At 70.4% G+C, this 23977-nt stretch carries 18 protein-coding genes and 1 pseudogene; 17 read left to right on the top strand and 2 right to left on the bottom strand.

The genetic code is table 11. From position 1 onward, the window contains the following. Positions 1 to 54: 54 nt before the first annotated feature. Positions 55 to 639, bottom strand: coding sequence for a TerD family protein (locus OG747_RS14425; RefSeq protein WP_405879723.1), 585 nt, complete (start codon positions 637 to 639; stop codon positions 55 to 57). 115 nt (positions 640 to 754) lie between these two features. Between OG747_RS14425 and OG747_RS14420 the strand changes: the two are divergent. The 15 genes and pseudogenes from OG747_RS14420 to OG747_RS14350 all read left to right on the top strand — a co-directional run. Continuing rightward, a pseudogene (locus OG747_RS14420) lies at positions 755 to 1366 on the top strand (hypothetical protein); the annotation flags it as partial. A 117-nt stretch (positions 1367 to 1483) separates the two neighbouring features. Further along, positions 1484 to 2260: a TIGR03936 family radical SAM-associated protein gene (locus tag OG747_RS14415; RefSeq protein WP_405885540.1), complete on the top strand. Its 777-nt coding sequence runs from the start codon at positions 1484 to 1486 to the stop codon at positions 2258 to 2260. Between the two features lie 261 nt (positions 2261 to 2521). Further along, positions 2522 to 6652 carry a ribonuclease E/G gene (locus tag OG747_RS14410; RefSeq protein WP_405879722.1) on the top strand — a complete coding sequence of 1377 codons (4131 nt, stop codon included), beginning with the start codon at positions 2522 to 2524 and terminating at the stop codon, positions 6650 to 6652. Between the two features lie 509 nt (positions 6653 to 7161). Continuing rightward, the gene (gene rplU / locus OG747_RS14405) at positions 7162 to 7482 is read left to right on the top strand and encodes a 50S ribosomal protein L21 (protein WP_007381993.1); all 321 of its coding nucleotides are present in this window, start codon (positions 7162 to 7164) and stop codon (positions 7480 to 7482) included. A 14-nt stretch (positions 7483 to 7496) separates the two neighbouring features. Continuing rightward, positions 7497 to 7751 carry a 50S ribosomal protein L27 gene (rpmA, locus tag OG747_RS14400; RefSeq protein ID WP_028802588.1) on the top strand — a complete coding sequence of 85 codons (255 nt, stop codon included), beginning with the start codon at positions 7497 to 7499 and terminating at the stop codon, positions 7749 to 7751. Positions 7752 to 7855: 104 nt separating this feature from the next. After that, positions 7856 to 9292, top strand: coding sequence for a GTPase ObgE (gene obgE / locus OG747_RS14395; RefSeq protein ID WP_405879720.1), 1437 nt, complete (start codon positions 7856 to 7858; stop codon positions 9290 to 9292). Between the two features lie 480 nt (positions 9293 to 9772). Beyond that, positions 9773 to 11053 (top strand): hypothetical protein, encoded by a 1281-nt coding sequence (locus tag OG747_RS14390; protein ID WP_405879719.1) that lies wholly within the window; start codon positions 9773 to 9775, stop codon positions 11051 to 11053. A 215-nt stretch (positions 11054 to 11268) separates the two neighbouring features. Beyond that, complete coding sequence (locus tag OG747_RS14385; RefSeq protein WP_405879718.1) at positions 11269 to 12768, top strand: D-ribitol-5-phosphate cytidylyltransferase; 1500 nt, start codon at positions 11269 to 11271, stop codon at positions 12766 to 12768. A gap of 173 nt (positions 12769 to 12941) precedes the next feature. Further along, on the top strand, positions 12942 to 15056 hold the full coding sequence (locus OG747_RS14380) for a hypothetical protein (protein ID WP_405879717.1): 2115 nt from the start codon (positions 12942 to 12944) through the stop codon (positions 15054 to 15056). A 233-nt stretch (positions 15057 to 15289) separates the two neighbouring features. Beyond that, positions 15290 to 16495, top strand: coding sequence for a glycosyltransferase family 2 protein (locus tag OG747_RS14375; protein ID WP_405879716.1), 1206 nt, complete (start codon positions 15290 to 15292; stop codon positions 16493 to 16495). Between the two features lie 343 nt (positions 16496 to 16838). Then, positions 16839 to 17945 carry a glutamate 5-kinase gene (gene proB / locus OG747_RS14370; RefSeq protein ID WP_405885539.1) on the top strand — a complete coding sequence of 369 codons (1107 nt, stop codon included), beginning with the start codon at positions 16839 to 16841 and terminating at the stop codon, positions 17943 to 17945. 186 nt (positions 17946 to 18131) lie between these two features. After that, positions 18132 to 18662, top strand: a complete 531-nt coding sequence (locus OG747_RS14365; protein ID WP_405879715.1) for a hypothetical protein — start codon at positions 18132 to 18134, stop codon at positions 18660 to 18662. A gap of 93 nt (positions 18663 to 18755) precedes the next feature. After that, positions 18756 to 20042: a glutamate-5-semialdehyde dehydrogenase gene (locus tag OG747_RS14360; RefSeq protein WP_405879714.1), complete on the top strand. Its 1287-nt coding sequence runs from the start codon at positions 18756 to 18758 to the stop codon at positions 20040 to 20042. Positions 20043 to 20190: 148 nt separating this feature from the next. Beyond that, positions 20191 to 20850 carry a hypothetical protein gene (locus tag OG747_RS14355; RefSeq protein ID WP_405879713.1) on the top strand — a complete coding sequence of 220 codons (660 nt, stop codon included), beginning with the start codon at positions 20191 to 20193 and terminating at the stop codon, positions 20848 to 20850. Between the two features lie 98 nt (positions 20851 to 20948). Next, positions 20949 to 22016, top strand: a complete 1068-nt coding sequence (locus OG747_RS14350) for a hypothetical protein (protein ID WP_405879712.1) — start codon at positions 20949 to 20951, stop codon at positions 22014 to 22016. Positions 22017 to 22019: 3 nt separating this feature from the next. On the opposite strand, the gene OG747_RS14345 is transcribed toward OG747_RS14350, so the two are convergent. Beyond that, positions 22020 to 23150: a M48 family metallopeptidase gene (locus OG747_RS14345; RefSeq protein WP_405879711.1), complete on the bottom strand. Its 1131-nt coding sequence runs from the start codon at positions 23148 to 23150 to the stop codon at positions 22020 to 22022. Positions 23151 to 23220: 70 nt separating this feature from the next. Here OG747_RS14345 and OG747_RS14340 point away from each other — a divergent pair, with 70 nt between their 5' ends. Both OG747_RS14340 and OG747_RS14335 read left to right on the top strand, forming a co-directional pair. Next, complete coding sequence (locus OG747_RS14340) at positions 23221 to 23412, top strand: hypothetical protein (protein ID WP_405886093.1); 192 nt, start codon at positions 23221 to 23223, stop codon at positions 23410 to 23412. Positions 23413 to 23592: 180 nt separating this feature from the next. Further along, the gene (locus tag OG747_RS14335; RefSeq protein WP_402036200.1) at positions 23593 to 23754 is read left to right on the top strand and encodes a hypothetical protein; all 162 of its coding nucleotides are present in this window, start codon (positions 23593 to 23595) and stop codon (positions 23752 to 23754) included. The last annotated feature ends 223 nt before the right edge of the window (positions 23755 to 23977 follow it).

The raw sequence follows: 23977 nt of genomic DNA, 5'->3' as shown, positions 1-23977 counted from the left end.
ACTGCTTATTACTGAAGCTACGTACTGAAGCTGAAGCTACTTACTGAAGGCGAACTACTTGCTGATGGCGAAGCGCATCAGGGCGTGCTCGTCCCCCTGCTTGATCTTCCCCGTCGCATTGATGACCTCGAGCTTCCAGGCACCGCCGACGCGAACGGCCTTGGCCACGGCGCAGCCGTTGTCCTGGGTGAGCAGACTCGGCCAGATGTCGGCGACCTGCTGGGAGTTGCCCCCGGTCGCGTCGTACACCTTGAAGCTGATGTTGCGTGCCTTCTGGAAGGAGCTGCCCTTCTTGAAGGCGGCGGCGACGAACACGATCGACGTGATGTGGGGCGGTATCCGCGCGAACTCGACCGTCACCGTCTCGTCGTCGCCCTCCCCGCGCCCGGTCTGGTTGTCGCCGCTGTGGACCAAGGAGCCGTTGCCCATGGGGTCGAGGGAGTCGAGGCCCGCCAGACGCACCGGGTCCCCGCCCTGCATGGCGATGGCGATCAGGTCCAGGTCGGTGCCGGCCTTGCGGCGGAGTGCGCCCATCACCCCGCCGCTGCTGCCGGCGGTGGGATCCCAGGACACCCCGATGGACAGATGGGTCACTCCGTCCAGATCCGCCGGGCCGTCTTCCTTCGTGAGCGTAATCATGCGTGGATCATCCTCTTGGTGACGTGATGTGACTACGACACGCAAAGTGTGCCTGGAGCCCCGCCCGTTGCACACGGCTGGTTCCTTGGTTACCGTTTCACCCCCTTTGCACCGCGTCGTGCCACCGACGTGCCGCGTCTCGGTACCGACCCCGCGTGGACTCGGGTGGCTCGTACGGATGATCTTCAACGGCATCGGTGCCGGGCTCTACTGGACCCTGCGTGTCCTGCTCGTGCTGCCCGCGCTCGCCCTGTGGCGCTGGGTGCTGGTGCCGATCGGGCGCTTCCTCGCTGTTGTCGGGCGGGAGATCGGGGGCGCGCTCGGGCACGCCTGGCGGGTCGCCGGGCACCTCTCGCTCGCCGTCGGACGGTTCCTCGGACGACTCTTCCGGTGGATCTTCGTGGAGCCCGTGCGCTGGGTGTACCGGAGTGTGTTGACGCCCCTCGGGCACGTCGTCCGGGACACGGTCCTGCGGCCCGTCGCCGAGGCCGCGCGCGGTGTGGGCCGCGTGACCCGGCAGGCCCTGGCCACCGCGCGTGAGTCCGCCCGGCAGGCCCTGGCCACCGCCCGTGAGTCCGGCCGGCAGGCCCGCGCCGACTTCCGCCGCATGCTCTTCGGCGCGCCCCGGGACCTTCGGGCCGTGCCCCGTCGGGAACCAGGGGTCCGCGAGACGCGTACCCTAGAGCAGAGGTCCGGTTGCGAGGTTTCCCCGCCGACGCGGGGGTGATCCGGCGCCAGTCGGAGTTGTTCCCGCGCACGCGGGGGTTGCGCAACCGACCGCCGCACACAAGGAGAAGTGACACTGGGCAAGCGACAGCCCGAAGGCCCACCGCCCGCACCCGCGGTGCAGCGCATCCGACTGCGCTACACCAAGCGCGGCCGCCTCCGGTTCACCAGCCACCGTGACTTCCAGCGCGCCTTCGAGCGTGCGCTGCGCCGTGCCGAGGTGCCGATGGCGTACTCGGCGGGGTTCACGCCGCATCCGAAGGTGTCGTACGCCAATGCCGCACCCACCGGCACGGGCAGTGAGGCGGAGTACCTGGAGATCGCGCTCACCGAGGCGCGTGACCCTCAGAAGCTGTGCGAACTCCTCGACGAGTCGCTGCCCGACGGGCTCGACATCATCGAGGCGGTCGAGGCCCGGACGTCGGGTCTCGCCGACCGGCTCACCGCATCCGTGTGGGAGCTGCGCCTCGACGGCGTGGCGCCCGCGGACGCCGAGCGCGCGGTCGAGGCCTTCAAGTCGGCCGACACGGTGGAGGTCCAGCGCAGGACCAAGAACGGGATGCGCACCTTCGACGCCCGAGGCGCCGTGGCGAGCCTCGAGGCGCACGGTCCGCAGGCCGATAGGCCGACCGACCAGCCCTGTGCGATACTGCGGCTGGTTGTTCGGCACGTGACGCCTGCCGTACGACCCGACGACGTCCTGTCCGGTCTCCGCGCCGTGGCCGACCTGGCGCCGCCGGTCGCCGCAGCGGTGACCAGGCTGGCGCAGGGGCTGTTCGATGAAGAGACCGGCACGGTGACCGACCCGCTCGCGCCCGACCGCGAGGCAGTCACGGCCGCCCCAGCCGATCGCACAGGGGCCGCCGAAACTGCCGCCGCGAAGGCGTCGGCGTAAGGAAGGTCCCGCGTAAGGACGGACGTCGTAGCGCCGCCCTCGTATCCGGGAGCCACCTGGGTCGGGCAGCGCACCGACCAGAAGACTTTCGCCAGGCCGTACGCACACATGGCGTACGGAACCGGCGAGACAGGACACAGAGAGCTCCCGTGCGGCGCCCGCGCCCCGGACGGCGGCACCGCGCATCGCGCGAGCCGCGGACGTCACCGGCACTGCCGGACCAGGCGCGGCGCCCGGGAGCCTGACGGGAGATCCACCCGCATGCTCGAGCCGACCGAACCCACTGAGGGTTCCGACAACAACAACACTCCGAGCGACACCCTGCCGCCGCGGCGCCGCCGCCGTGCGGCGTCGCGCCCGGCCGGCCCGCCCACGGGCGCGGCCGACTCCGAGGCCGTGGCCGAGACCACGGCTCCGGCTATACCGCCGGTGGCATCTGCTGAGGCCGTGGCCGCCGCCGAGACGGCAGCGGCCGTCGAGACCGAAGAGACGGCCGAAGCGGCGACCGGAGAGACGGTGGCGGAGGCGGTGGCTCCGGCCGCTGCCGCCGAGCCCGTCGCGCCGGTCGAGTCCGCCGAGGACGCCGCACCGCGTCGTACGCGTCGCCGTGCCACTCGCCGGGTGTCCGCGCCCGCCGGTGCGCCGGGGGCTGCCGAGACGGCGGAGACCGCGGTGCCCGCGGCCGCGCCTGCCGAGGCCGAGGCCCGGGTCGAAGAGACCCCCGCCGTCGAAGAGGCTCCCTCCGTCGAGCAGACCCCTGCCGTCGAGGAGGCCGCGCCCGCCGCCCGTCCGCGCCGCCGCGCGACCCGCCGCGCCTCCGCGCCGACCGGTGCGCCCAAGACGGCCGAGGCGGCCGACGCGGCCGAGCCCGTCGAGCCCGCAGGGGCGATCGCGACGGCGGAGGTCACCGAAGCCGCTGCCGCTGCCACTGAGGAGCCGGTGCCCGCCGCCGAGGACGCCGCGCCCCGCCGTACCACCCGTCGTCGCGCCACCCGGCGTGTCTCCGCGCCCGCCGGTGCGCCCGAGGGCGACGCCGCCGACGAGCGTGTGGAGGCGCCCGTGACCAGCGAGAACAAGCCCAGCGAGCCCAGCGAGCCCGTCGCCGCCGAAGCCGAGACCGCCGAGGAGGGTGCCCCGCGCCGTACCCGCCGTCGCGCCACCCGCAAGGCCGCCGTCGGTTTCTCCGCCCCCGCGCCGAAGGAAGCCGAGTCCGCGCGGCGACCCGCGCGTCCGGCCGTCGCCGTGTTCCAGGCGCCCGTGTTCACCGAGCCGATGTTCCAGACGCCGGAGCGGGCCGCCGCCGCGGCTGCCGCCGAAGCGGCGGAGGAGGCCGCGGAGGTCGCGGAGGCTCCCGAGGCCGAAGCGGTCGTCGAGGCCCCCGCCGCCGTCGAGGAGGAGACCGGCGGACGCCGTCGTCGCCGTCGCCGGGCCGTCGAGGAGGCGCCCGCGGCCCAGGCCGCGGAGCCGGCCGACGAGGTGGAGGAACCCGCCGAGCCCGCTGAGTCCGCAGAGGACGCCGAGGACGTCGTCGAGGGTGACGAGTCCGAGGAGGAGTCCGCGAGCTCGCGTCGGCGTCGCCGCCGCGGTGGCCGTCGCCGTCGTCGCGGCGAGTCCGCCGACGCGGACGGTGAGGTCGGCGACGACGAGTACGCCGCCGAGCAGGCCGAGCAGGACGCCGAGGACACCGCCGAGCAGGTCGAGGAGGACGCCGAGGAGGCGGACGAGCACGAGGAGTCGGGTGGTTCCGGCTCCAGCAGCAGCCGTCGCCGCCGTCGCCGTCGCCGTCGTGCCGGTGACTCCGGCTCCGACGTCGAGCTCGGTGAGAACGACCCCGAGCGCACTGTCGTCAAGGTCCGCGAGCCGCGCGGCAAGAAGGACGAGCACCCGAGCGACGAGGTTCAGTCCATCAAGGGCTCGACCCGCCTGGAGGCCAAGAAGCAGCGCCGCCGCGAAGGGCGTGAGCAGGGTCGTCGGCGCGTTCCGATCATCACCGAGGCCGAGTTCCTGGCCCGCCGTGAGGCCGTCGAGCGCGTGATGGTCGTCCGTGAGAGCGGCGAGCGCACCCAGATCGGCGTCCTTGAGGACAACGTGCTCGTCGAGCACTACGTCAACAAGGAGCAGTCGACCTCGTACGTCGGCAACGTCTACCTGGGCAAGGTCCAGAACGTGCTGCCGTCGATGGAGGCCGCCTTCATCGACATCGGCAAGGGCCGCAACGCCGTGCTGTACGCCGGTGAGGTCAACTTCGAGGCACTGGGCATGGCCAACGGGCCGCGCCGCATCGAGAGCGCGCTGAAGTCCGGCCAGTCGGTCCTCGTGCAGGTCACCAAGGACCCGATCGGCCACAAGGGTGCCCGCCTCACCAGCCAGGTGTCGCTGCCCGGCCGCTACCTGGTCTACGTGCCCGAGGGCTCGATGACCGGCATCAGCCGCAAGCTGCCCGACACCGAGCGCGCGCGCCTGAAGACCATCCTCAAGAAGATCGTCCCCGAGGACGCCGGCGTCATCGTGCGCACCGCCGCCGAGGGCGCGAGCGAGGACGAGCTGAGCCGTGACGTCGAGCGGCTGCAGGCGCAGTGGGAGGACATCCAGAAGAAGGCGAAGAGTGGCGGCAGCTCGAACGCGCCGACCCTGCTGTACGGCGAGCCGGACATGACCGTCCGCGTCGTCCGCGACATCTTCAACGAGGACTTCTCCAAGGTCATCGTCAGCGGCGACGAGGCGTGGGAGACCATCCACGGGTACGTGTCCCACGTCGCGCCCGACCTGGCCGACCGTCTGTCGAAGTGGACCTCCGAGGTCGACGTCTTCGCGACGTACCGCATCGACGAGCAGCTGATGAAGGCGCTGGACCGCAAGGTCTGGCTGCCCAGCGGCGGTTCGCTGGTGATCGACAAGACCGAGGCCATGGTCGTGGTCGACGTCAACACCGGCAAGTTCACCGGGCAGGGCGGCAACCTCGAAGAGACCGTGACCAGGAACAACCTGGAGGCGGCCGAGGAGATCGTGCGCCAGCTGCGGCTGCGCGACCTGGGCGGCATCGTCGTCATCGACTTCATCGACATGGTCCTGGAGTCCAACCGGGACCTGGTGCTCCGGCGCCTGCTGGAGTGCCTGGGACGCGACCGTACGAAGCACCAGGTCGCCGAGGTGACCTCGCTGGGCCTGGTGCAGATGACCCGTAAGCGCGTCGGTCAGGGTCTGCTGGAGTCCTTCTCCGAGACCTGTGTCCACTGCAACGGCCGTGGCGTGATCGTGCACATGGAGCAGCCGACCTCCGTCGGGGGCGGCGGCAAGCGCAAGAAGCGCGGCCGTGGCGGCGCCGAGCAGGTCCCCGAGCACGACCACGAGTTCGAGGAGACGCACGAGCTCGCCGAGGAGCCGGCGACGGTCGAGCGCGAGGCCGAGGTGGCCGCCGAGGTCGCCGCGCCCGTCGCGCTCGCCGAGCCCCCCGTGGCGGAGCCGCTCATGGGTGCCTTCCAGCCGGACGAGGAGCTGTACAGCAGCGCCGCCGAGGCGGAGGCCGCGGCTACCCGTGGCCGTTCGCGGCGCCGGGCGACCCGGCGCGCGTCGGCTCCGGCGGGTGCGCCGAGGGCCGAGGAGCGCGCTCCCCGGAGTCGGCGTGAGGAGCGGGCCGAGCGGACCGAGCGGGCGCTGACGTCCCGCGACGCCGCCGAGTCCGAGCCGGTCGCGGTCGAGGACCCGGTCGTCGAGACGCCGGTGGCCGAGGCGCCGGTCATGGAGACGGCGGTGGCCGAGGCCGCCCCGGCCCCCGCGGTCGCCGTACAGGAGGACGAGGCCGCCCCCAAGGGGCGTACGCGCCGTCGTGCGACCCGGAAGGTGTCGGCCCCGGCCGGTTCCCCGAAGGCGGCGGAAGAGGCCGTGGTGACGGTCTCGGAGCCGGTGGCGGTTCCCGCGCCGGAGGCTGCCGCCGAGGTCGTCGAGCCGAAGCCCGAGCCCGTGGCCGAGCCCGCCGCCGAGAGCGCGGCCCCGGCCCGCCCGCGTCGCCGCGCCGTCCGCAAGGCCACCGCGCCCACCGCGTCCGAGGAGGCGGCCGTCGTGGTCGTCCCGTCGGCTTCGGCGGAGCCGGTCGCCGAGACGGCCGAGGTGTCTGGGCCGGCTGAGCCGGCTGAGGTGGCTGAGACGGTGGCCGAGGCCGACGTCGAGGCTCCGGTCGCGGCCAAGAAGACGGCCGCCCGCAAGACGGCCAAGAAGGCGACCGCGACGAAGGCCGCCACCAAGAAGACCGCGGCCAAGAAGACGGTCGCCAAGAAGGCCACGGCCAAGAAGGCGACCGCGACGAAGAAGACGGCCGCCAAGACCACGGCGAAGAAGACCGCGGCGGCCGGGCAGCAAGACCGTCCGACGGTCTCGGCGACCACGGAGGACTGACGGACGACCGGCGGACGACCGGCGGAGGACTGACGGAATTCCGTCCTCCCTCCGACCGCTCCAACTGCTCCGACCGCTCCGACTGATCCGACAGCACGACGGCGGCCCGCCCGGTTCCCACCGGGCGGGCCGCCGTCGTGTGCGTGGTGCGCGATTCGGCGCAATGGGGAAGGGGCGTTCGTCGACCGGAGACGAGGGATCGCGGATCCCCGTGGCCACGGGAACCGCGTTGCAGCGGTATCCGGCGGACGACGGGCCGGGCCGTCCCGGTGGGCGGTGACGGTTCCTCGCCCGTGGCGAGGGGGTCGGGGCCCGGTTTGACCCCTCAAGCCGGGCCCCGTAACCTAGACCGTCGGCGTGTCCCCTGACGCGCCGCACCCCCGTAAACCTCTTCCTCCCGGAATTTTGCGTGTCATGCGGTTCCTGCGTGTCATGCGTTTCGGGAGAGGCCGCTCGCGCAGCGCGTGGCTGGACTGCGGGGTTCCGTTCCGAGCGAGAGAGAGATCCGCGTGTACGCCATCGTGCGCAGCGGTGGTCGCCAGCACAAGGTTGCTGTCGGCGACATCGTTGAGGTTGACAAGATTTCCACTGCCAAGGTTGGCGACACGGTCGAGCTCTCGACCCTGCTCGTTGTCGACGGCGACGCCGTGACCAGCGACCCGTGGGTCCTTGCCGGCATCAAGGTCCAGGCCGAGGTCGTGGACCACCACAAGGGCGTCAAGATCGACATCCTTCGCTACAAGAACAAGACCGGTTACCGCCGTCGTCAGGGCCACCGCCAGCAGTACACGGCGATCAAGGTCACTGAGATCCCCGCGGCTGCGAAGTAAGGGACTGAGGAGAGATGGCACACAAGAAGGGCGCATCGTCCACTCGGAACGGTCGCGACTCCAATGCTCAGCGGCTCGGCGTGAAGCGCTTCGGCGGTCAGGTCGTCAACGCCGGTGAGATCCTGGTCCGCCAGCGCGGCACCCACTTCCACCCGGGCAACGGCGTCGGCCGTGGCAAGGACGACACGCTGTTCGCCCTTGACGCCGGTGCGGTGGAGTTCGGTACCCACCGTGGCCGCAAGGTCGTGAACATCGTTCCGGTCGCCTGACCGGTTCTTTCGCGAGGCGGACCTCACTTCCCCCACGGGAAGCGGGTCCGCCTTTCGCGTGTTACAGCTGAGACATTCCCGTACGTTTCTGGAGGCACTGAACCATGACCACCTTCGTGGACCGCGTCGAGCTGCACGTCGCCGCGGGTAGCGGAGGCCACGGCTGTGCCTCCGTACACCGGGAGAAGTTCAAGCCGCTCGGCGGCCCCGATGGCGGCAACGGCGGCCGTGGCGGTGACGTGATGCTGGTCGTCGACCAGTCCGTCACCACGCTGCTCGACTACCACCACAAGCCGCACCGCAGCGCCACCAACGGCAAGCCCGGCGAGGGCGGCAACCGCTCCGGCAAGGACGGGCAGGACCTGATCCTGCCGGTGCCGGACGGCACGGTCGTGCTCGACGGGGCGGGCAACGTCCTCGCGGACCTCGTCGGCCACGGCACGTCGTACGTCGCCGCCCAGGGCGGTCGCGGTGGCCTCGGCAACGCGGCGCTGGCCTCGGCCCGTCGCAAGGCCCCCGGCTTCGCACTGCTCGGCGTCCCCGGGGACTTCCAGGACATCGTCCTGGAGCTGAAGACGGTCGCGGACGTGGCCCTCGTCGGCTACCCGAGCGCCGGCAAGTCGTCGCTGATCTCCGTCCTGTCGGCCGCCAAGCCGAAGATCGCGGACTACCCCTTCACGACCCTCGTCCCCAACCTCGGTGTGGTGACGGCGGGCGAGACGGTCTACACGATCGCCGACGTGCCCGGTCTCATCCCCGGCGCCAGCCAGGGCAAGGGCCTCGGCCTCGAGTTCCTCCGCCACGTCGAGCGCTGCAGTGTGCTGGTCCACGTGCTGGACACGGCGACCCTGGAGTCCGAGCGTGACCCGGTCACCGACCTCGACATCATCGAGGAAGAGCTGAAGCAGTACGGCGGTCTCGGCAACCGTCCGCGCATTGTCGTCCTCAACAAGATCGACGTACCGGACGGCAAGGACCTCGCCGAGATGGTCCGCCCCGATCTGGAGTCCCGCGGCTACCGCGTCTTCGAGGCGTCGGCGGTGGCGCACATGGGCCTGAGGGAGCTGTCCTTCGCACTCGCCGAGATGGTCGGGCAGGCGCGCGCCGCCAAGCCCAAGGAGGAGGCGACCCGGATCGTCATCCGCCCGAAGGCGGTCGACGACGCCGGGTTCACCGTGGTCCAGGAGGAGGACGGCCTCTTCCGCGTGCGCGGCGAGAAGCCCGAGCGCTGGGTCCGCCAGACCGACTTCAACAACGACGAGGCCGTCGGCTACCTCGCCGACCGCCTCAACCGCCTAGGCGTCGAGGCGGAGCTGATGAAGGCGGGCGCCCGCTCGGGTGACGGCGTCGCCATCGGCCCCGAGGAGAACGCGGTCGTCTTCGACTGGGAGCCGACCGTCATGGCCGGCGCCGAGATGCTCGGCCGCCGTGGCGAGGACCACCGCCTCGATGTTCCCCGGCCCGCCGCGCAGCGCCGCCGCGACAAGCAGGCGGAGCGGGACGACGCGGACAAGGAGTACGACGACTTCGAGCCGTTCTAGACCCAGCCCACCGTCACCCAGCCCACGGTCACCCAGCCCACGATCCTCTGGAGCCTCCGCCCGCCCCGCCAGGGGGTGGGGCCGGCGGTCGGCTCCGACGTGTCGGTCGCGGACATCGGCGGCGACGGGCGTGACGATGGGTGGGACGTCAACCACCGGCAGATCGCCGGACGCCGGCAGATCACCAGACACTGACAGATCAACAGCCCCGTCGCCGCGGTTACCACCTCTTCGACATCCGCCACGACGGCATCGACGCCACCGTCCGCGCCCCGCAGACCGTCCTGCGGCCGGACGCAGCATCCAGCACGCCGGCCCGACTGCGGGTCGATGCGGGAAAGCCGGGCGTACGTCTGCTCTGAGCAGTGCTGTTCTGGGACTCACGAGGGTCTCCAACGCTTACGGGACTCACGCGGACTCATGTGAGTCCCAGGACATTCTCAGGTAAGACTCAGGTAAGATATTTAACCTCCCTTGATCATGGAGACCGACTGTACGACTCACGACTCGGCGGCCCCTGAGGCGGAAGGCGTAAAAGCCGTCAAGGACGTCAAGGACGTCAAGGACGTCAAGGCCCTCAAGGCCGATGGAGCCGCCCAGAAGAGCGCCCCCGCGCCGCTGCCCCCCGGCACCCGGCTGCTGCACATCGGCCCGCACAAAACCGGGACCACGTCGATCCAGGGCGCCTTGTTCGCCGCGAAAGACGCGATGGCCGGGCACGGTGTCGAGTTCCCGGCCCACAGCAGGCACCCCATGGAAGCGGCCCTCGCGGTCTGTGCCCTGCCCGGGATGATGGGAGACATCAAGCCCACCGAGGGGCACTGGAAGCGGCTCGTCGACGCGGTGCACGCCACCGGGAAGCGCACCTCGGTGGTCAGTAGCGAGTTCTTCGCCGACGCGCCCGACGACGAGGCCATCGCCCGGATCGTCGACGGCCTCGGCCGGGACCAGGGCCGGGTTCATGTCCTGGTCACCCTGCGCCCGCTGGCGAAGATCATGCCCTCGCAGTGGCAGCAGTACGTGCAGAACGGTCTGCGCATGGGCTACGAGGACTGGCTGGAGCACATGCTCCGCAAGCCCCCGTACGAGAAGCCCAATCCCAGCTTCTGGCACCGGCACCGGCACGACCGGCTGGTGGAGCGGTGGGGCCGGGTCGTCGGTCCGGAGCGGGTCACCGTCGTCGTGGTCGACGACCGCGACCGGGACGGACTGCTCCGCGCCTTTGAGCAACTGCTGGGACTGCCGGGGAATCTTCTGCGGCCCGTTCCGGACGCGGTGAATCGTTCCCTTACTCTCGCCGAGACCGAAATGCTGCGGAATCTTAATGTGGAATTCCGCAGCAATGGGTTGCCCGACGAACTCTATTCGAAACTCATCCGTAACGGCGCGGTCATGCATATGAAGAACGCGTGCAGCCCCGCGCCGCAGGACGTGAAGATCTCCACGCCCCGGTGGGCCGTCGAGGTGGCGGCCGGGATCGGTGCCGAGATGACGGAGCGGATCACGGCGACGGGTGTGCGGGTCATCGGTGATCCGGCGCTGCTGTCCGCCGTACCGACGGCGGCCGACGACGCGTCCGTCGTGCCGCGGATCGCTCCCGCGGTGGCCGCTCAGGCCCTGTACGGGGCGCTCGCAGCGGCGGCCGCGGCGCCGGTGCGGAACACCGCGCCCGCCAAGTCGCGCAGCGTTCACCAGACGTCCTCGAAGGAACTCGTGAAGGTGCTCGGGCACCGCTGCCTCAAGCGGCTGCGGCGGCGCTGAGCCGACACGGCGTCACGTGCCGCGACGAGAAGGCCCTGTGGGCATGCACAGCAATTTCATGGATTGCTGCAAGGGAGTCACGGTGCAATTACTGCGCGTGCAAGGTTAATGGCAGGTTGCGTGCGGATAGGCACCAGTCGACGCTCCTCTTGCACAACGCTTACCAAAAGTGGGAGCATTCCGAGGCTCCCTGTCGCCCCGAGGTAGGTCCACCTGTGTCCCAGCACATTGCCAAGCCCCGTACCACCGCAGTGATCCTCGCCGGCGGCACCGGTCAGCGCGTGGGTCTGTCTATTCCGAAGCAGCTGCTGAAGATCGCCGGTAAGGCGGTCATCGAGCACACGCTGACCACCTTCGAACAGGCCGACTCGATCGACGACATCATCGTGCTGATGGCCCCGGGCTATGTGCCGGACGTCGAGAAGATCGTCGCGAAGGCGGGGCTGAAGAAGGTCACCAAGGTGATCGAGGGCGGCTCGACGCGGAACGAGACCACCGAGCGCGCGATCGCCGCCCTCGGCGAGGGCCTGGCCGAGGGCGAGGACGCCAACGTCCTCTTCCACGACGCCGTACGCCCCCTGCTGTCGGAGCGCGTGATCGACGACTGCGTGGCGGCGCTCGAGCGCTACCAGGCCGTCGACGTCGCCATCCCGTCCGCGGACACCATCATCGTGACCCGCACCCACGGTGAGGACGGCGAGTTCATCACCGAGATCCCGGACCGCTCCCGGCTGCGCCGCGGCCAGACGCCCCAGGCGTTCAAGCTGTCCACGATCCGCCGTGCCTACGAGGTCGCGGCCGGTGACCCCAACTTCCAGGCCACCGACGACTGCTCGGTCGTACTCAAGTACCTGCCGGACGTGCCGATCCACGTCGTCGCGGGCGACGAGTACAACATGAAGGTCACCCAGCCCGTCGACGTCTTCATCGCCGACAAGCTCTTCCAGCTCGCCTCCACCGCCGCGCCCGAGCAGGCCGGCGAGGCCGCCTACCGCGAGCTGCTCACCGGCAAGACCGTGGTGGTCTTCGGCGGTTCGTACGGCATCGGCAAGGACATCGCCGAACTCGCCGAGGGCTACGGCGCGAAGACCTATGCGCTGGGCCGTTCGACCACCGGCACCCACGTCGAGAACCCTGAGGAGGTCGACGACGCGCTGTCCACGGCGTACGCGGAGACCGGGCGCATCGACTACGTCATCAACACCGCGGGCGTGCTGCGCATAGGCAGGCTCGCGGAGACGGACAACGCGACGATCGAGGAAGCGCTGAAGGTCAACTACCTGGCCCCGGTGCAGATCGCCCGCTCCGCGTACAAGTACCTCGCCGAGACCCAGGGCCAGCTGCTGCTCTACACCTCCAGCAGCTACACCCGCGGCCGCGCCGAGTACAGCCTCTACTCCTCCACGAAGGCCGCCATGGTGAACCTCACCCAGGCGCTGTCCGACGAGTGGGCCGGCGACGGCATCCGTGTCAACTGCATCAACCCGGAGCGCACCGCGACCCCGATGCGCACCAAGGCCTTCGGCCAGGAGCCCGCCGGTTCACTGCTCTCCTCCGAGGCGGTCGCGCGCACCTCGCTCGACGTCCTCCTCTCCGAACTCACCGGTCATGTCATCGACGTGCGGCAGCAGGACCCGACGGCCGGCGCCGGCCGGGGCTCCGGCTTCGAGGCGGCCCTGGCCGGGGTGCTGGACCGTCAGGACGGCGTTGCGTAATTAACACCCATTAGTTTTCTTGGAATTCAGGCCTCTGCGGCTGCGCGTTTGCCGCACATTCACAGAGGCCTGAATCCGTAAAATTCCCGGATTGTCCGCCATCCCCCACAAGGCCCATTTCGGGAATTATCAGTACCAAAACCGGCACTCACCCCTCAAGAGCAGGTTTCTCCGTGATTTCCACCGCTATACGCGTTGCCCGGGTGGGGAGTGCGGCCGAGCTGGCCGCGGCGGCCCTCATGATGCTGGGCTTCCCCTGCCTGATGCTGGCCGCGCTCCTCCCGAGTGTCGGCGCCTTCGCCGCCGCAGCCGCCGTGACGTACCTGGCGGACCACTATCTGCACCGGCGCGGCAGCTATCTGATCAACCGCCTCAGCAAGGTGCGCGCCGGTCTGTCCATCCGGTTCCTGATCCGACAGTTGCTGCTGATCCTGCTGCTGGCACGCCTGGACCTGTCCGACAGCATGGTCTTCTACGCGGCGATCGCGTGCTTCCTCGCCTTCTACGGCTTCCAGGCCCCGCACAGCGCGCTGATCACCCTGATCCGGTCGCGCCGCAAGATGCCCGTCGCCACCCGCAACGTCGACCTGGCCTCGCGCATCCGCATCCCGGACGCGCCGCCGCGCGTGCTGGTGAACCGGGCCGCAGAGAAGATGCTCCACCTCGACCTGGTGGCGGTCGCCGGCGTCCTCGTCACCGGCGCCACCGACTCCGACGTGTTCGGCTTCGCGGGCATCGCGGTCAGCCTGGTGCTGGCGTTCGTCTACGTCGTCGCGCTCGTCCCGTACATCCGCGACAAGAAGACCCCGCCGCACGCGGACAAGGTCCTGGCGGCGGTCGACGGCTGGCTGCGCGAGTACCGCCCGGAGACGGTGCTGTACTTCTCCGGCTCCAAGGACTCGGCGTACCAGGTCAACATGTGGCTGGAGACGATGGAGCAGCTGGACACCCGGCCGCTGATCCTCCTGCGCGAGCGCGCCGTCCTGGAGCGCATGGCGCCCACCACCGTGCCGGTCATCTGCGTGCCCGGAGGGGTGCACCTGATGAACATGGACCTGTCCACGGTGCGCGTCGCGCTGTACGCGGCGAACGTCGGCAAGAACATCCACATGCTGCGCGTCCCGACCATGAAGCACGTCTTCATCGGCCACGGCGACAGCGACAAGCTCGCCAGCGTCAACCCGTTCAGCAAGGCGTACGACGAGGTGTGGACCGCCGGCCGTGCGGGCCGCGACCGCTACGCCATCGCCGACGTCGGTGTCCTCGACGACGACATCGTCGAGGTCGGCCGCCCGCAGCTCGCCCCGATCCAGACCTGGCAGGGCGTGCCCGAGGGCCGTATCCCGACCGTCCTGTACGCCCCCACCTGGGAGGGCTGGGACGACAACCCCGGCAACACCTCGATCCTGCTGGCCGGCGCCAACATCGTGCGCGCCCTGCTGAAGGCCGAGCAGCCCGTCCGCGTCCTCTACAAGCCGCACCCCTTCACCGGCACCCGCAGCACGCAGGCCAAGGCCGCCCACGAGAAGATCGTCGCGCTGGTCGAGAAGGCGGCCGCCGAGCGCGCCGCCGACCCCCGCTTCACCGTCGACGCGGCGGCGCAGTCCGAGGCCAAGGCCGAGCTGGCCCGCATCAAGGCCCGTGTCGAGCAGCTGACCGGCGTCACCGAGAGCGGCGACGAGGCCGAGGGAACCCGTGACGGCCTGGTCGACACGGCGGCGCACGCCGAGGTCGCCCGGATGCGCGCCGAGTGGAACGACGCCTACTGGCGCTCCTTCGGCAGCTGGGAGCACCGTGTCATCACAGGCGCCGAGCCGCGCCTGTACGACTGCTTCAACGTCTCCGACGCGATGGTCTCGGACATCTCCAGCGTGGTCTCCGACTTCATCGCGAGCGGCAAGCCGTACGCGGTCACGGACTCCGCGGAGCTGGGCGTCGAGGAGTTCCTGCGGCAGAACACCGCGGTGCGCGCCGCCGTGATCCTGTCCAACTCGGCCGCCGAGCTCGGCGCGCTGCTCGCCCAGGTCACCGACCCGTCCTCCGACGCGCTGGCCACCGAACGCCGGGAGCTGAAGGAGTACCTGCTCGGCCCCGACGAGCCGGCCTCGATCGACCAGTTCAACGCCGCGGTGCGCAACCTGGCGAAGAAGTCCCGGGCACGCAACCACGGCCAGGAGACCGGCGCGTCGGCCGCCGCCGTGGAGCTGGCCAACGGGGCCAACGCGGTTCCCAGCCAGCGGAAGGCCACGGCGGACGAGACGGCGGGCGGTAGGGCCGTGAAGGGCTGAGCCACGCCGCCCCGGCATGACAGGGCCTGGTCACGAGGAGCATCCTCGTGACCAGGCCCTGTGCCGTGTGTCCCGTTCCTGAGGGACCCGGTTCCTGAGGGAACCGTTCCTGATAAACGTATGAACTGCGTCACACTTGGGGTGCCGCCGGGCAACCTACTGGCGCATTTAATCGTCCTCCAGGTATTCCTTGGGTGATACCGGGGGAAATGTTCGGATGACAATGGAGAAACGTGACCGTGACGCAGCCTGATGTGAGCGTGATCATCGGGGCGTACGAGGCCATGCCCTACCTGGTGAAGACCCTGGAGTCGGTGGAGGCTCAGACGCTCGACCCCGCTCGTATCGAGGTCATCGCCGTCGACGACGGGTCGAAGGACGGCACCGGCGAGTACCTCGAGGAGTTCGCTGAGCGTGTGGCCATGGCCGTCACGGTGATCCGGCAGGCCAACTCCGGCGGCCCCAGCGGCCCGCGCAACGTCGGTCTCGACAAGGCCCGCGGACGGTACGTCTTCTTCCTCGACGCCGACGACTACTTCGGCCCCGAGGCCCTGGAGCGCATGGTCGCCATGGCCGACGCGCAGGGCACGGACGTGGTGCTCGGCAAGGTCGTCGGCGTCAACCGCAACGCCCCCAAGTCGATGTGGGGCAAGACCCAGCCCCGTACGGACGTCTTCTCCTCGCAGATCAAGTTCACGCTCAGCGCGCAGAAGCTGTTCAGGCGCGAGCTGCTCACGCGGCACGACATGCACTTCGACGAGTCGCTGAAGACCGGTGAGGACGCCCTCTTCACCATGGAGGCCTACCTCCGCGCCGACGGCGTCTCCGTGATCGCCGACTACGACTGCTACTACCTGGTCGGCCGCGACGACGGCAAGCACGTGACCAAGAGCGGCAGCTACATCCTGCGCTTCGACTCCGCCCGCGCCCTGATGGGCCTGATCGCCGAGCATGTGCCCGCGGGCAAGCGCCGCGACGGCCTGATGGTCCGGCCCTTCCTCATCACCCTGCTGCCCCAGTTCGGGCCCGTCTTCCTCAGGGACAGCGAAGAGGTCAGACAGAACAAGCTCGCGCTGGCCAAGCCGCTGGTCGACGCGTACTGGACCGAGGGGGTCGCGGACCGCCTCAAGGTCAACGAGCGGCTCCGGGTGAACCTCGCCGGGCTGGGCCGGGGCGACCTCCTGGCCGACGTCCTGGACTTCATCAAGAAGAAGAAGGCGCCCACGCTCCACGTGGACCCGAGCAGCCGCAAGGCCTACCTCGGCTACCCGCACTTCCGCGACAAGAACGCACCGCTCCCGGACAGCTGGTTCATCCCGACCTCGCGCGAGACGGTCACCATCGAGAGTTTCAAGTTCGCCCCCGCCGCCCGCTTCCCCGGCATGCGCACCGCACGCAAGGTGGCGCGCAAGGTGCTCGGGCCGCGCCGCGCGGGCTGACACACACGCCTGTTCCGTAGCCCCTGGGGGCGTACGGAACGGGCGTTCGATGAATCGCGTACCAAGACCGATGGGGGCCATGGGCGCCCCGGCCGACGAGGGCTACTGGCGCCCTGACGGCAGAGCGTCTCTGATGGGCTTGGTGATCCCAAGCGCGAGTGGCTACGCGCCGGTGATCATCAGGGTCGAACGCCGTCCGCAGGCTGGACCGACGGGCGCCGCCCCCGCCTCTTCGCGTAGATTGCCCGGCGGGACCGCCGGACCGACGCGAGGGGACACACCGCAGGTGGCAGGGCAGGTGACTGGGCACATGGCAGGCCAGGTGGCAGGGGCGAGGCAGGCCGTGGCGGGGGCCCACAGAATCGTCGTCAAGGTGGGTTCCTCCTCGCTGACCACGGCCGCGGGCGGACTCGACGCGGACCGCGTCGACGCGCTCGTCGACGTCCTCGCCAAGCGCCGCAGTGGTGGCGAGAAGGAGATCGTCCTCGTCTCGTCCGGGGCCATCGCGGCCGGCCTCGCCCCCCTCGGGCTGCGCCGCCGCCCCAAGGATCTGGCCAGGCAGCAGGCCGCCGCCAGCGTCGGCCAGGGCCTCCTGGTCGCCCGCTACACCGCCTCCTGCGCCCGCCACGGCATCCGCGTCGGCCAGGTGCTCCTCACCGCCGACGACACCAGCCGCCGCGCCCACCACCGCAACGCCTCCCGCACCCTCGACAAGCTCCTGGCGATGGGCGCACTGCCGGTCGTCAACGAGAACGACACGGTCGCCACGGACGAGATCCGCTTCGGCGACAACGACCGGCTCGCCGCGCTCGTCGCCCACCTCGTACGGGCCGATCTGCTGGTCATGCTCTCCGACGTGGACGGCGTGTACGACGGCGACCCCAGCAAGCCCGGTACCTCGCGGATAGCGGAGGTGCGCGGCCCGCAGGACCTCGCGCACGTCGACGTCGGCAGCGCGGGGAAGGCCGGCGTCGGCACCGGCGGCATGGTCACCAAGGTCGAGGCGGCCCGGATCGCGGCGGCCGCGGGCATCGCCGTCGTGCTCACCTCCGCCGTGCACGCCGCCGAGGCCCTCGCGGGCGGGGACACCGGCACGTACTTCCACCCGACCGGCAAGCGCTCCGCCGACCGGCTGCTGTGGCTGCAGCACGCCTCGACCCCGCAGGGCGCGCTCGTCCTGGACGACGGGGCCGTGCGCGCGGTCGTCGACCGGCGCACCTCACTGCTGCCGGCGGGCATCGCGGCTGTCGAGGGCGACTTCACCGCGGGCGACCCCGTCGAGCTGCGCGACAGCACCGGCCGGGCGGTCGCACGGGGTCTGGTGAACTTCGACGCCAAGGAGATTCCCCAGCTGATCGGCCGCTCCACCCGGGAGCTGGCGCGCGAGCTGGGCCCGGAGTACGAACGCGAGGTCGTACACAGGGACGACCTGGTGCTCCTGCACCAGTAAGACGCCTGTTCCCACCGCCTCCGAAACAGCTGTCCAGTACACCCGTAAACGGCCGATTCCGAGGCCCTCGCCGGGGGACGTTGTGTAAAAGCGCCACGCGGAGGCGTCCCACCTGCTCAACTTTGTGGGCAGGGAGACTCCGGGATTCAGTACGACCATTACGACCATTGCGTAAAGGAGGCCGTCGTGAGACGAGTGCGCCCTGGGGCGGCAGCGTCCCACGGTGGTGCCGCCTCCCGCGCGGGTGGGGCCAGTTCCCGTGCGGGAGGTGCGGCTGCCCGTCCAGGTGGTGCCGCCTCCCGTCCGGCGGGCGAGGAGCGGGCCCTGACGAGTGTCGCGGCCGGAGAGACGTACGGGGGCGAGAAGCCCGCCGACCAGCCCCGGCTGTGGCACGTCACGCTCAGCGTCTCGGGCGGCGAGGCCCCGCTGAAGGAGGTCCGGCGCGCCCTCGAACAGCTGGCCCACGACCACCCCTTCCTGCTGACCAGCCGGTACGCCAACGACCACGCGGAGATCCGCTACTGGGAAGAGGCCCGCGACCTGCACGACGCGGCGGCCGTCGCCCTGCGCCTGTGGGGCGAACACCGCCAGACCGCCAAGCTCCCGCCCTGGGAGATCGTCGGCCTGGAGGTCATCGACCGTGAGACGTACCACCAGCGGATCGCCGAGGGGTACGGGCCGCTTCCGGCGACTCCCGTCGGAGTACATCCCTTTTGACGTACATCCCTTTTCGCGTACATCCCTTTTGACCCTGTCTCGGGGTGTGGGACGGGCGCTGGACGGGCTCGTTCGGCGCACTACCCTTCCGATATGACCACGCTCTCGCCGTACGACTCGATGTCCCCGGTCACCCAGGCCGCCTACCGTGCGAAGGCCGCCGCCGCCGACCTCGCGCCCCTGCCGCGGGCCGAGAAGGACGACGCGCTGCTCGCGATCGCGGACGCGCTGGAGGTCCGTACGAGTGAGATCGTCGCGGCCAACGCCAAGGACATCGCGCGTGCCCGCGAGGCCGGCACCAGCGAGACCGTCATCGACCGGCTGACGCTGACGCCCGAGCGCGTGCGCGCCATCGCCGCGGACGTGCGTGACGTCGCCGCGCTGCCCGACCCGGTCGGCGAGGTCGTCCGCGGCTCGACCCTCCCGAACGGCATCGACCTGCGCCAGGTCCGCGTCCCGCTCGGCGTCGTCGGGATCATCTACGAGGCCCGCCCGAACGTCACGGTGGACGCCGCCGCCCTCTGCCTGAAGTCCGGCAACGCGGTCCTGCTGCGCGGCTCGTCCTCGGCCTTCGAGTCGAACACCGCCCTGGTCCGCGTGGTGCGCGACGCCGTGGGCGGCGCCGGGCTGCCCGCCGACGCCGTGCAGCTCGTGCCCGGCGAGAGCCGCGAGTCCGTACGCGAGCTGATGCGCGCCCGCGGTCTGGTCGACGTCCTCATCCCGCGCGGCGGCGCCTCGCTGATCCGTACGGTCGTACAGGAGTCCACCGTCCCGGTCATCGAGACCGGCACCGGCAACTGCCATGTGTACGTCGACGCGCACGCCGACATCGACATGGCGATCGACATCCTGATCAACTCCAAGGCCCAGCGGCCCAGCGTCTGCAACTCCGCCGAGACGCTCCTCGTCCACCAGGACATCGCCCCCGAGTTCCTGCCGCGCGCCCTGGACGCCCTCGCGGACGCCGGAGTCACCGTGCACGCCGACGAGCGCGTCCTCGCCTACGCCAAGGACTCCAAGGCCACCGTCGTCGAGGCCACGCCCGAGGACTGGGAGACCGAGTACCTCTCGTACGACATCGCCGCCGCCGTCGTCGACTCGCTCGACCGGGCCGTCGAACACATCCGCCTGTGGACCTCCGGCCACACCGAGGCCATCGTCACCACCTCGCAGCAGGCCGCCCGCCGCTTCACCCAGTTGGTGGACTCCACCACGGTCGCCGTGAACGCCTCGACCCGGTTCACCGACGGTGGCCAGTTCGGCTTCGGCGCCGAGATCGGCATCTCCACACAGAAGCTGCACGCGCGGGGGCCGATGGGGCTGCCGGAGCTGACGAGCACCAAGTACATCGTCACGGGCGACGGGCACATCCGGCGCTGAAACGGGCGCGTCCGGCGCTGCAGCGTCAGGGGGGAGCGTCCGTGCCGTCAGGGGGGCGCGCGTGGTGTGCCGTGCGCGGCCCGCGGCCCGCGCCTCGTCGTGAGACGCGTCTCGTCAGGCAGATGAATTTCCATACCGTCTGCCCAAAATGACCCCCCAGGTCTACTCTGGATCCGTGCCGGAGGACGTGGGGGGCACGCCGTTCCCTGACGGCTGGGAGCCCGACGACGACCGCGACCGCGGGGGTGCGGACGAAGAGTTCGCCTCCGTGGTCTTCGACGAGGACTTCGTACGTGCGGCGGTGATCCATGAGCCGACCGCCGTCGAACGCCTCCTAGCAGCCGCGGAGGCCCGCGCGGAGGCCTCCGAGGCCGAAGCGCGCCGGGCGCACTCCCGGGGCGCCCGCGGCGACGACGAGCGCTACGAGGACGGTTTCGGGCCCGACGGCCATGGCGATTTCGGCTATGACCCGGATCTGGACGACCTGGACGACACCGAGGTCCTGGAGGGCCGCTACGGAGCTCCAGGGTCGTACGGCCGCTACGGCAGATTCGGCAGGGCCTACGGAAAACAGCCCCGCTGGCACCGCCCCGTCGCCTGGGTGCTCGCCCTGGTGATGGGCATCGGCATGGTCGCCCTGGCCTTCACGGCGGTCTACCGGGGGGCCTCCTCGGGCCCCCAGGACCAGGTCCCGCCACCCGCCTCGACAGGCCTCGAACAGGGCCAGGAGAAGGTCACCGGCACCGCTCCCTCCGCTTCGGCCGACTACTCCCACCCGGCCGTGTCGGCGGACCCTCGAACACCCTGACGATCCCTGGCGGTCCCTGACGATCCTGGTGAGAACCTGTCAGAACTTGTCGTGTACCAGGGCGTTTACCTGGGCTCCCGGAGACCTACTCTGAAGGTATGGGCGGACCTGGAGACCCACCTGAGGGGACACCCGAGGGCGCTTCCGCAGGTGGAGAGGACGAATACCGATCCGTCGTCTTCGACGAGTCGTTCGTCCGAGCTGCCCGCCTCCAGGAGTTCTCCGCCCAGGAGCGCATGGCCGACCACGCCCCGGCCGTACGCCGCCGCCCCGCCCTCCGGCGCGGCCTGCCCCGGCAGGCGCTGATCCTGGTCCTGCTGATCGCCGTCGCCTTCGGCACCGCGATCTACATGGGCGTACGACACCCGTACCAGACCCCGGCCGCCCAGTCCCCCGAACCGCTCCGCATGACCGTCATACCCCTCGCGCCCCAGACCGCCGTGCCCGGGGCCACGAGCGTCGACCAGCTGTACACGCACAGCCCCGCCGCCCAGTTCCGCGTCGGCGCCAAGGGCATCACGATGCCCGCCTACCGGCGCACCGCGCACTTCTCCGAGGGCCAGGTCGTGGCCGCGCTGACCACAGCCAAGGATTACCTCGTGGAGTCCTCGCTCGACCCCGAGGTGCTCACCGGCGCCACCAACCGGCCCGTACGGATCCTGCTCGACCCGCGGCAGCTCGACCAGTTCGACCAGAGCTTCGACCACCCGGCCGCCGACGGGCGGCACGCGCCGACCGGCTGGCTGATCCGCTTCGATCCCTCCCGCACCCAGCTCGCCGACTCCAAGATCCGGGTGCAGGGCACCCTGCAGGCCGCAGAGTTCGACTCCAACATCCTTGAGGTCGTCGCCGACCACACCTTCGTGTACGCCCTGAAGCCGACCGGCTCGGGCGCCGGCGCGAAGGCCTCGCTGTTCACCGTCCGGCGCGAGCTGCACTTCCGCTTCGACCGCGACGACCTGCGCATGAACCAGGCCGAGCTGGCCGTCTCCTACGTCCAGGCCGGGCCGCTCGCCTGCTCCGAGGACTCGGTGAACCATCTGCATCCGCTGCTCGCGGGACAGACCGCGAAGGCGGGCGGCCCGGCCGGCACCGACCCGTACGCCACGGGCAGCGCGACGGCACTGTGCGGCTCACTGGCGACGAGCGCCCAGCCGAAGGTGTGACCGTCAGTCCTCGTCACCGGGGGCACTGTCCCCGGGCGGCTGCTCCTGGGGCGGGGCCTGGTCCTTGGGCGGGGCCTGGTCCTTGGGCGCGCCGCTCGCGAAGCCCTCGAACCCGCGCCGCACCCGGCCGCCGAGGCCACCCGCACCGCCCGCGAGGTCGCTGACCAGCTTCATCAGCGGGTCCTTGGAGTTCTTCACATTGGTGGCATAGGTCGATGCCGACTGCCGGAAGGAGTCCGAGACCGAGGTCTCCTTGTCCTCGCTACGTCGCGGATAGTGACCATCCATGATCCGCTGGTAGTCGCGGGACTCGGCCCACTTCTTCAGCTCGGCCGCGCGCACGGTGGTGAAGGGGTGCGTACGGGGGAGGGTATTGAGGATCTTGAGCACGGAGTCGCGCAGGTCACCCCCGGTCTCGTACTCCTCGGCCTGCGCGAGGAAGGCGTCCACGTTCATCTCGTGCAGGTGATTGCCTCCCGCGAGCTTCATCAGGCCGCGCATCGAGGCCTTCAGATCCTGTCCGACGAGGAGCCCCGCCCGGTCGGCCGACAGCTCCGACTTGCGGAACCACTCGCGCAGCGCGGTCACGATCGTCATGATCGCGAGGTTGCCCAGTGGGATCCAGGCCACCCGGAGCGCCAGATTGGTCAGGAAGAGCAGGATCGTGCGGTAGACGGCGTGGCCGGACAGCGCGTGGCCGACCTCGTGCCCGACGACCGCCCGCATCTCCTCCTCGTCCAGCAGCTCGACGAGCCCGGTCGTCACGACGATGATCGGCTCGTCCAGACCGATGCACATCGCGTTGGGCTGCGGGTCCTGGGTGACGTACATCGGCGGAACCTTCTCCAGGTCCAGGATGTGGCACGCGTCCCGCAGCATGGCGTTGAGGTGCGCGAACTGGGCGTCCGAGACGCGCACCGAGTCGGACAGGAACAGCAGCCGCAGGCTGCGCTCGGGCAGCAGGCCGCTCAGGGCCTTGAAGACCGTGTCGAAGCCGCTGAGCTTGCGCAGGGCCACCAGGGCCGAGCGGTCCGCCGGGTGTTCGTACGCGCGCGAGGAGATCCCCTCGAAGCGCCTGCGCTGCCTGCTCGGCACGTTCTCGTGCCCGTTGAGCTGGTGGCCGTCGTCGGACATGTGTTCCCCCATGTGCGTCTGAGTGCCCTATGTGCCCCCAAGGCACGGCCCAGCCTAAGCGGATATACCGTTGACGGGCAGTACAGAGAAGGAGTCGTACGCCATGGAGCACATCCCCGCAGCCGCCTGGCTCACCGAGGCCGCGAGCGCGGCACATAGGCAGGGCCCGGGCGATCTGCTCCGTGTCGTGCTGATCGTGATGATTGTCGGAGTGGTCCTGACCGCCTGGTTCCTGCTGCGGGGGTACAAGCGCGACGACTGACGCGACGACCGACGTGACCACCGACGCGACGTCCTAAGGGTGTGCCTGAGGGGTGCGCCTGCCGAGGAGGCCGCGGCAACCGGCGTCCCCGACGGCGGAGTCGGCGTGATCGTGACCGAGGCCCCCGCATACGATGGGCCGACGTCTTTATCCCGCCCACACCGGATAGGTCCTGCCGAGATGAGCTTCCACAGCACTGCTGCACAGTTGGTCACCGTTGCCGCCGAGGGCGAGCAGGGGGGCAACCACGAGAGCCTCAGCCCGTTCCTGACCGGGGGCGGTGCCCTCTTCGTCCTGCTCCTGCTGCTGTGGATCACTACGCGCTTCAACCGCGACCGCTGAGCCATTTCGGCCACCCGCGGCCGTCCCCCGGGACCCCTGTCGGGCGGAGACCGTCGACCGGGCCGGTAGGGTCTGCACGCATGGGAGAGCAGGACATGCCTACCGGTCCGGCGAGTGACACGGAGAGCGGTGCCGTCGGCGACGCCGCGCGTGACGCGCTGGGCGGCACAGTGAGAGGCGGGGCCGACCGGCTGACGACCGGCCCCGGCAACGGCCCCTCGAA

The sequence above is a fragment of the Streptomyces sp. NBC_01384 genome (assembly GCF_045040035.1).
Classification (GTDB): Bacteria; Actinomycetota; Actinomycetes; order Streptomycetales; family Streptomycetaceae; genus Streptomyces.
The sequence above is the reverse complement of the archived record's forward strand: the minus strand, read 5'-3'. Positions and strand labels throughout refer to the sequence as shown.

Excerpts from the sequence above, each read along its gene's own strand:
- obgE (WP_405879720.1), top strand. The coding sequence starts at position 7,856 with ATGACCACCTTCGTGGACCGCGTCGAGCTGCACGTCGCCGCGGGTAGC.
- OG747_RS14335 (WP_402036200.1), top strand. The coding sequence starts at position 23,593 with ATGAGCTTCCACAGCACTGCTGCACAGTTGGTCACCGTTGCCGCCGAG.
- OG747_RS14345 (WP_405879711.1), bottom strand. The coding sequence starts at position 23,150 with ATGTCCGACGACGGCCACCAGCTCAACGGGCACGAGAACGTGCCGAGC.
- OG747_RS14360 (WP_405879714.1), top strand. The coding sequence starts at position 18,756 with ATGACCACGCTCTCGCCGTACGACTCGATGTCCCCGGTCACCCAGGCC.
- OG747_RS14410 (WP_405879722.1), top strand. The coding sequence starts at position 2,522 with ATGCTCGAGCCGACCGAACCCACTGAGGGTTCCGACAACAACAACACT.
- OG747_RS14390 (WP_405879719.1), top strand. The coding sequence starts at position 9,773 with ATGGAGACCGACTGTACGACTCACGACTCGGCGGCCCCTGAGGCGGAA.
- OG747_RS14350 (WP_405879712.1), top strand. The coding sequence starts at position 20,949 with ATGGGCGGACCTGGAGACCCACCTGAGGGGACACCCGAGGGCGCTTCC.
- OG747_RS14355 (WP_405879713.1), top strand. The coding sequence starts at position 20,191 with ATGACCCCCCAGGTCTACTCTGGATCCGTGCCGGAGGACGTGGGGGGC.
- OG747_RS14425 (WP_405879723.1), bottom strand. The coding sequence starts at position 639 with ATGATTACGCTCACGAAGGAAGACGGCCCGGCGGATCTGGACGGAGTG.
- rpmA (WP_028802588.1), top strand. The coding sequence starts at position 7,497 with ATGGCACACAAGAAGGGCGCATCGTCCACTCGGAACGGTCGCGACTCC.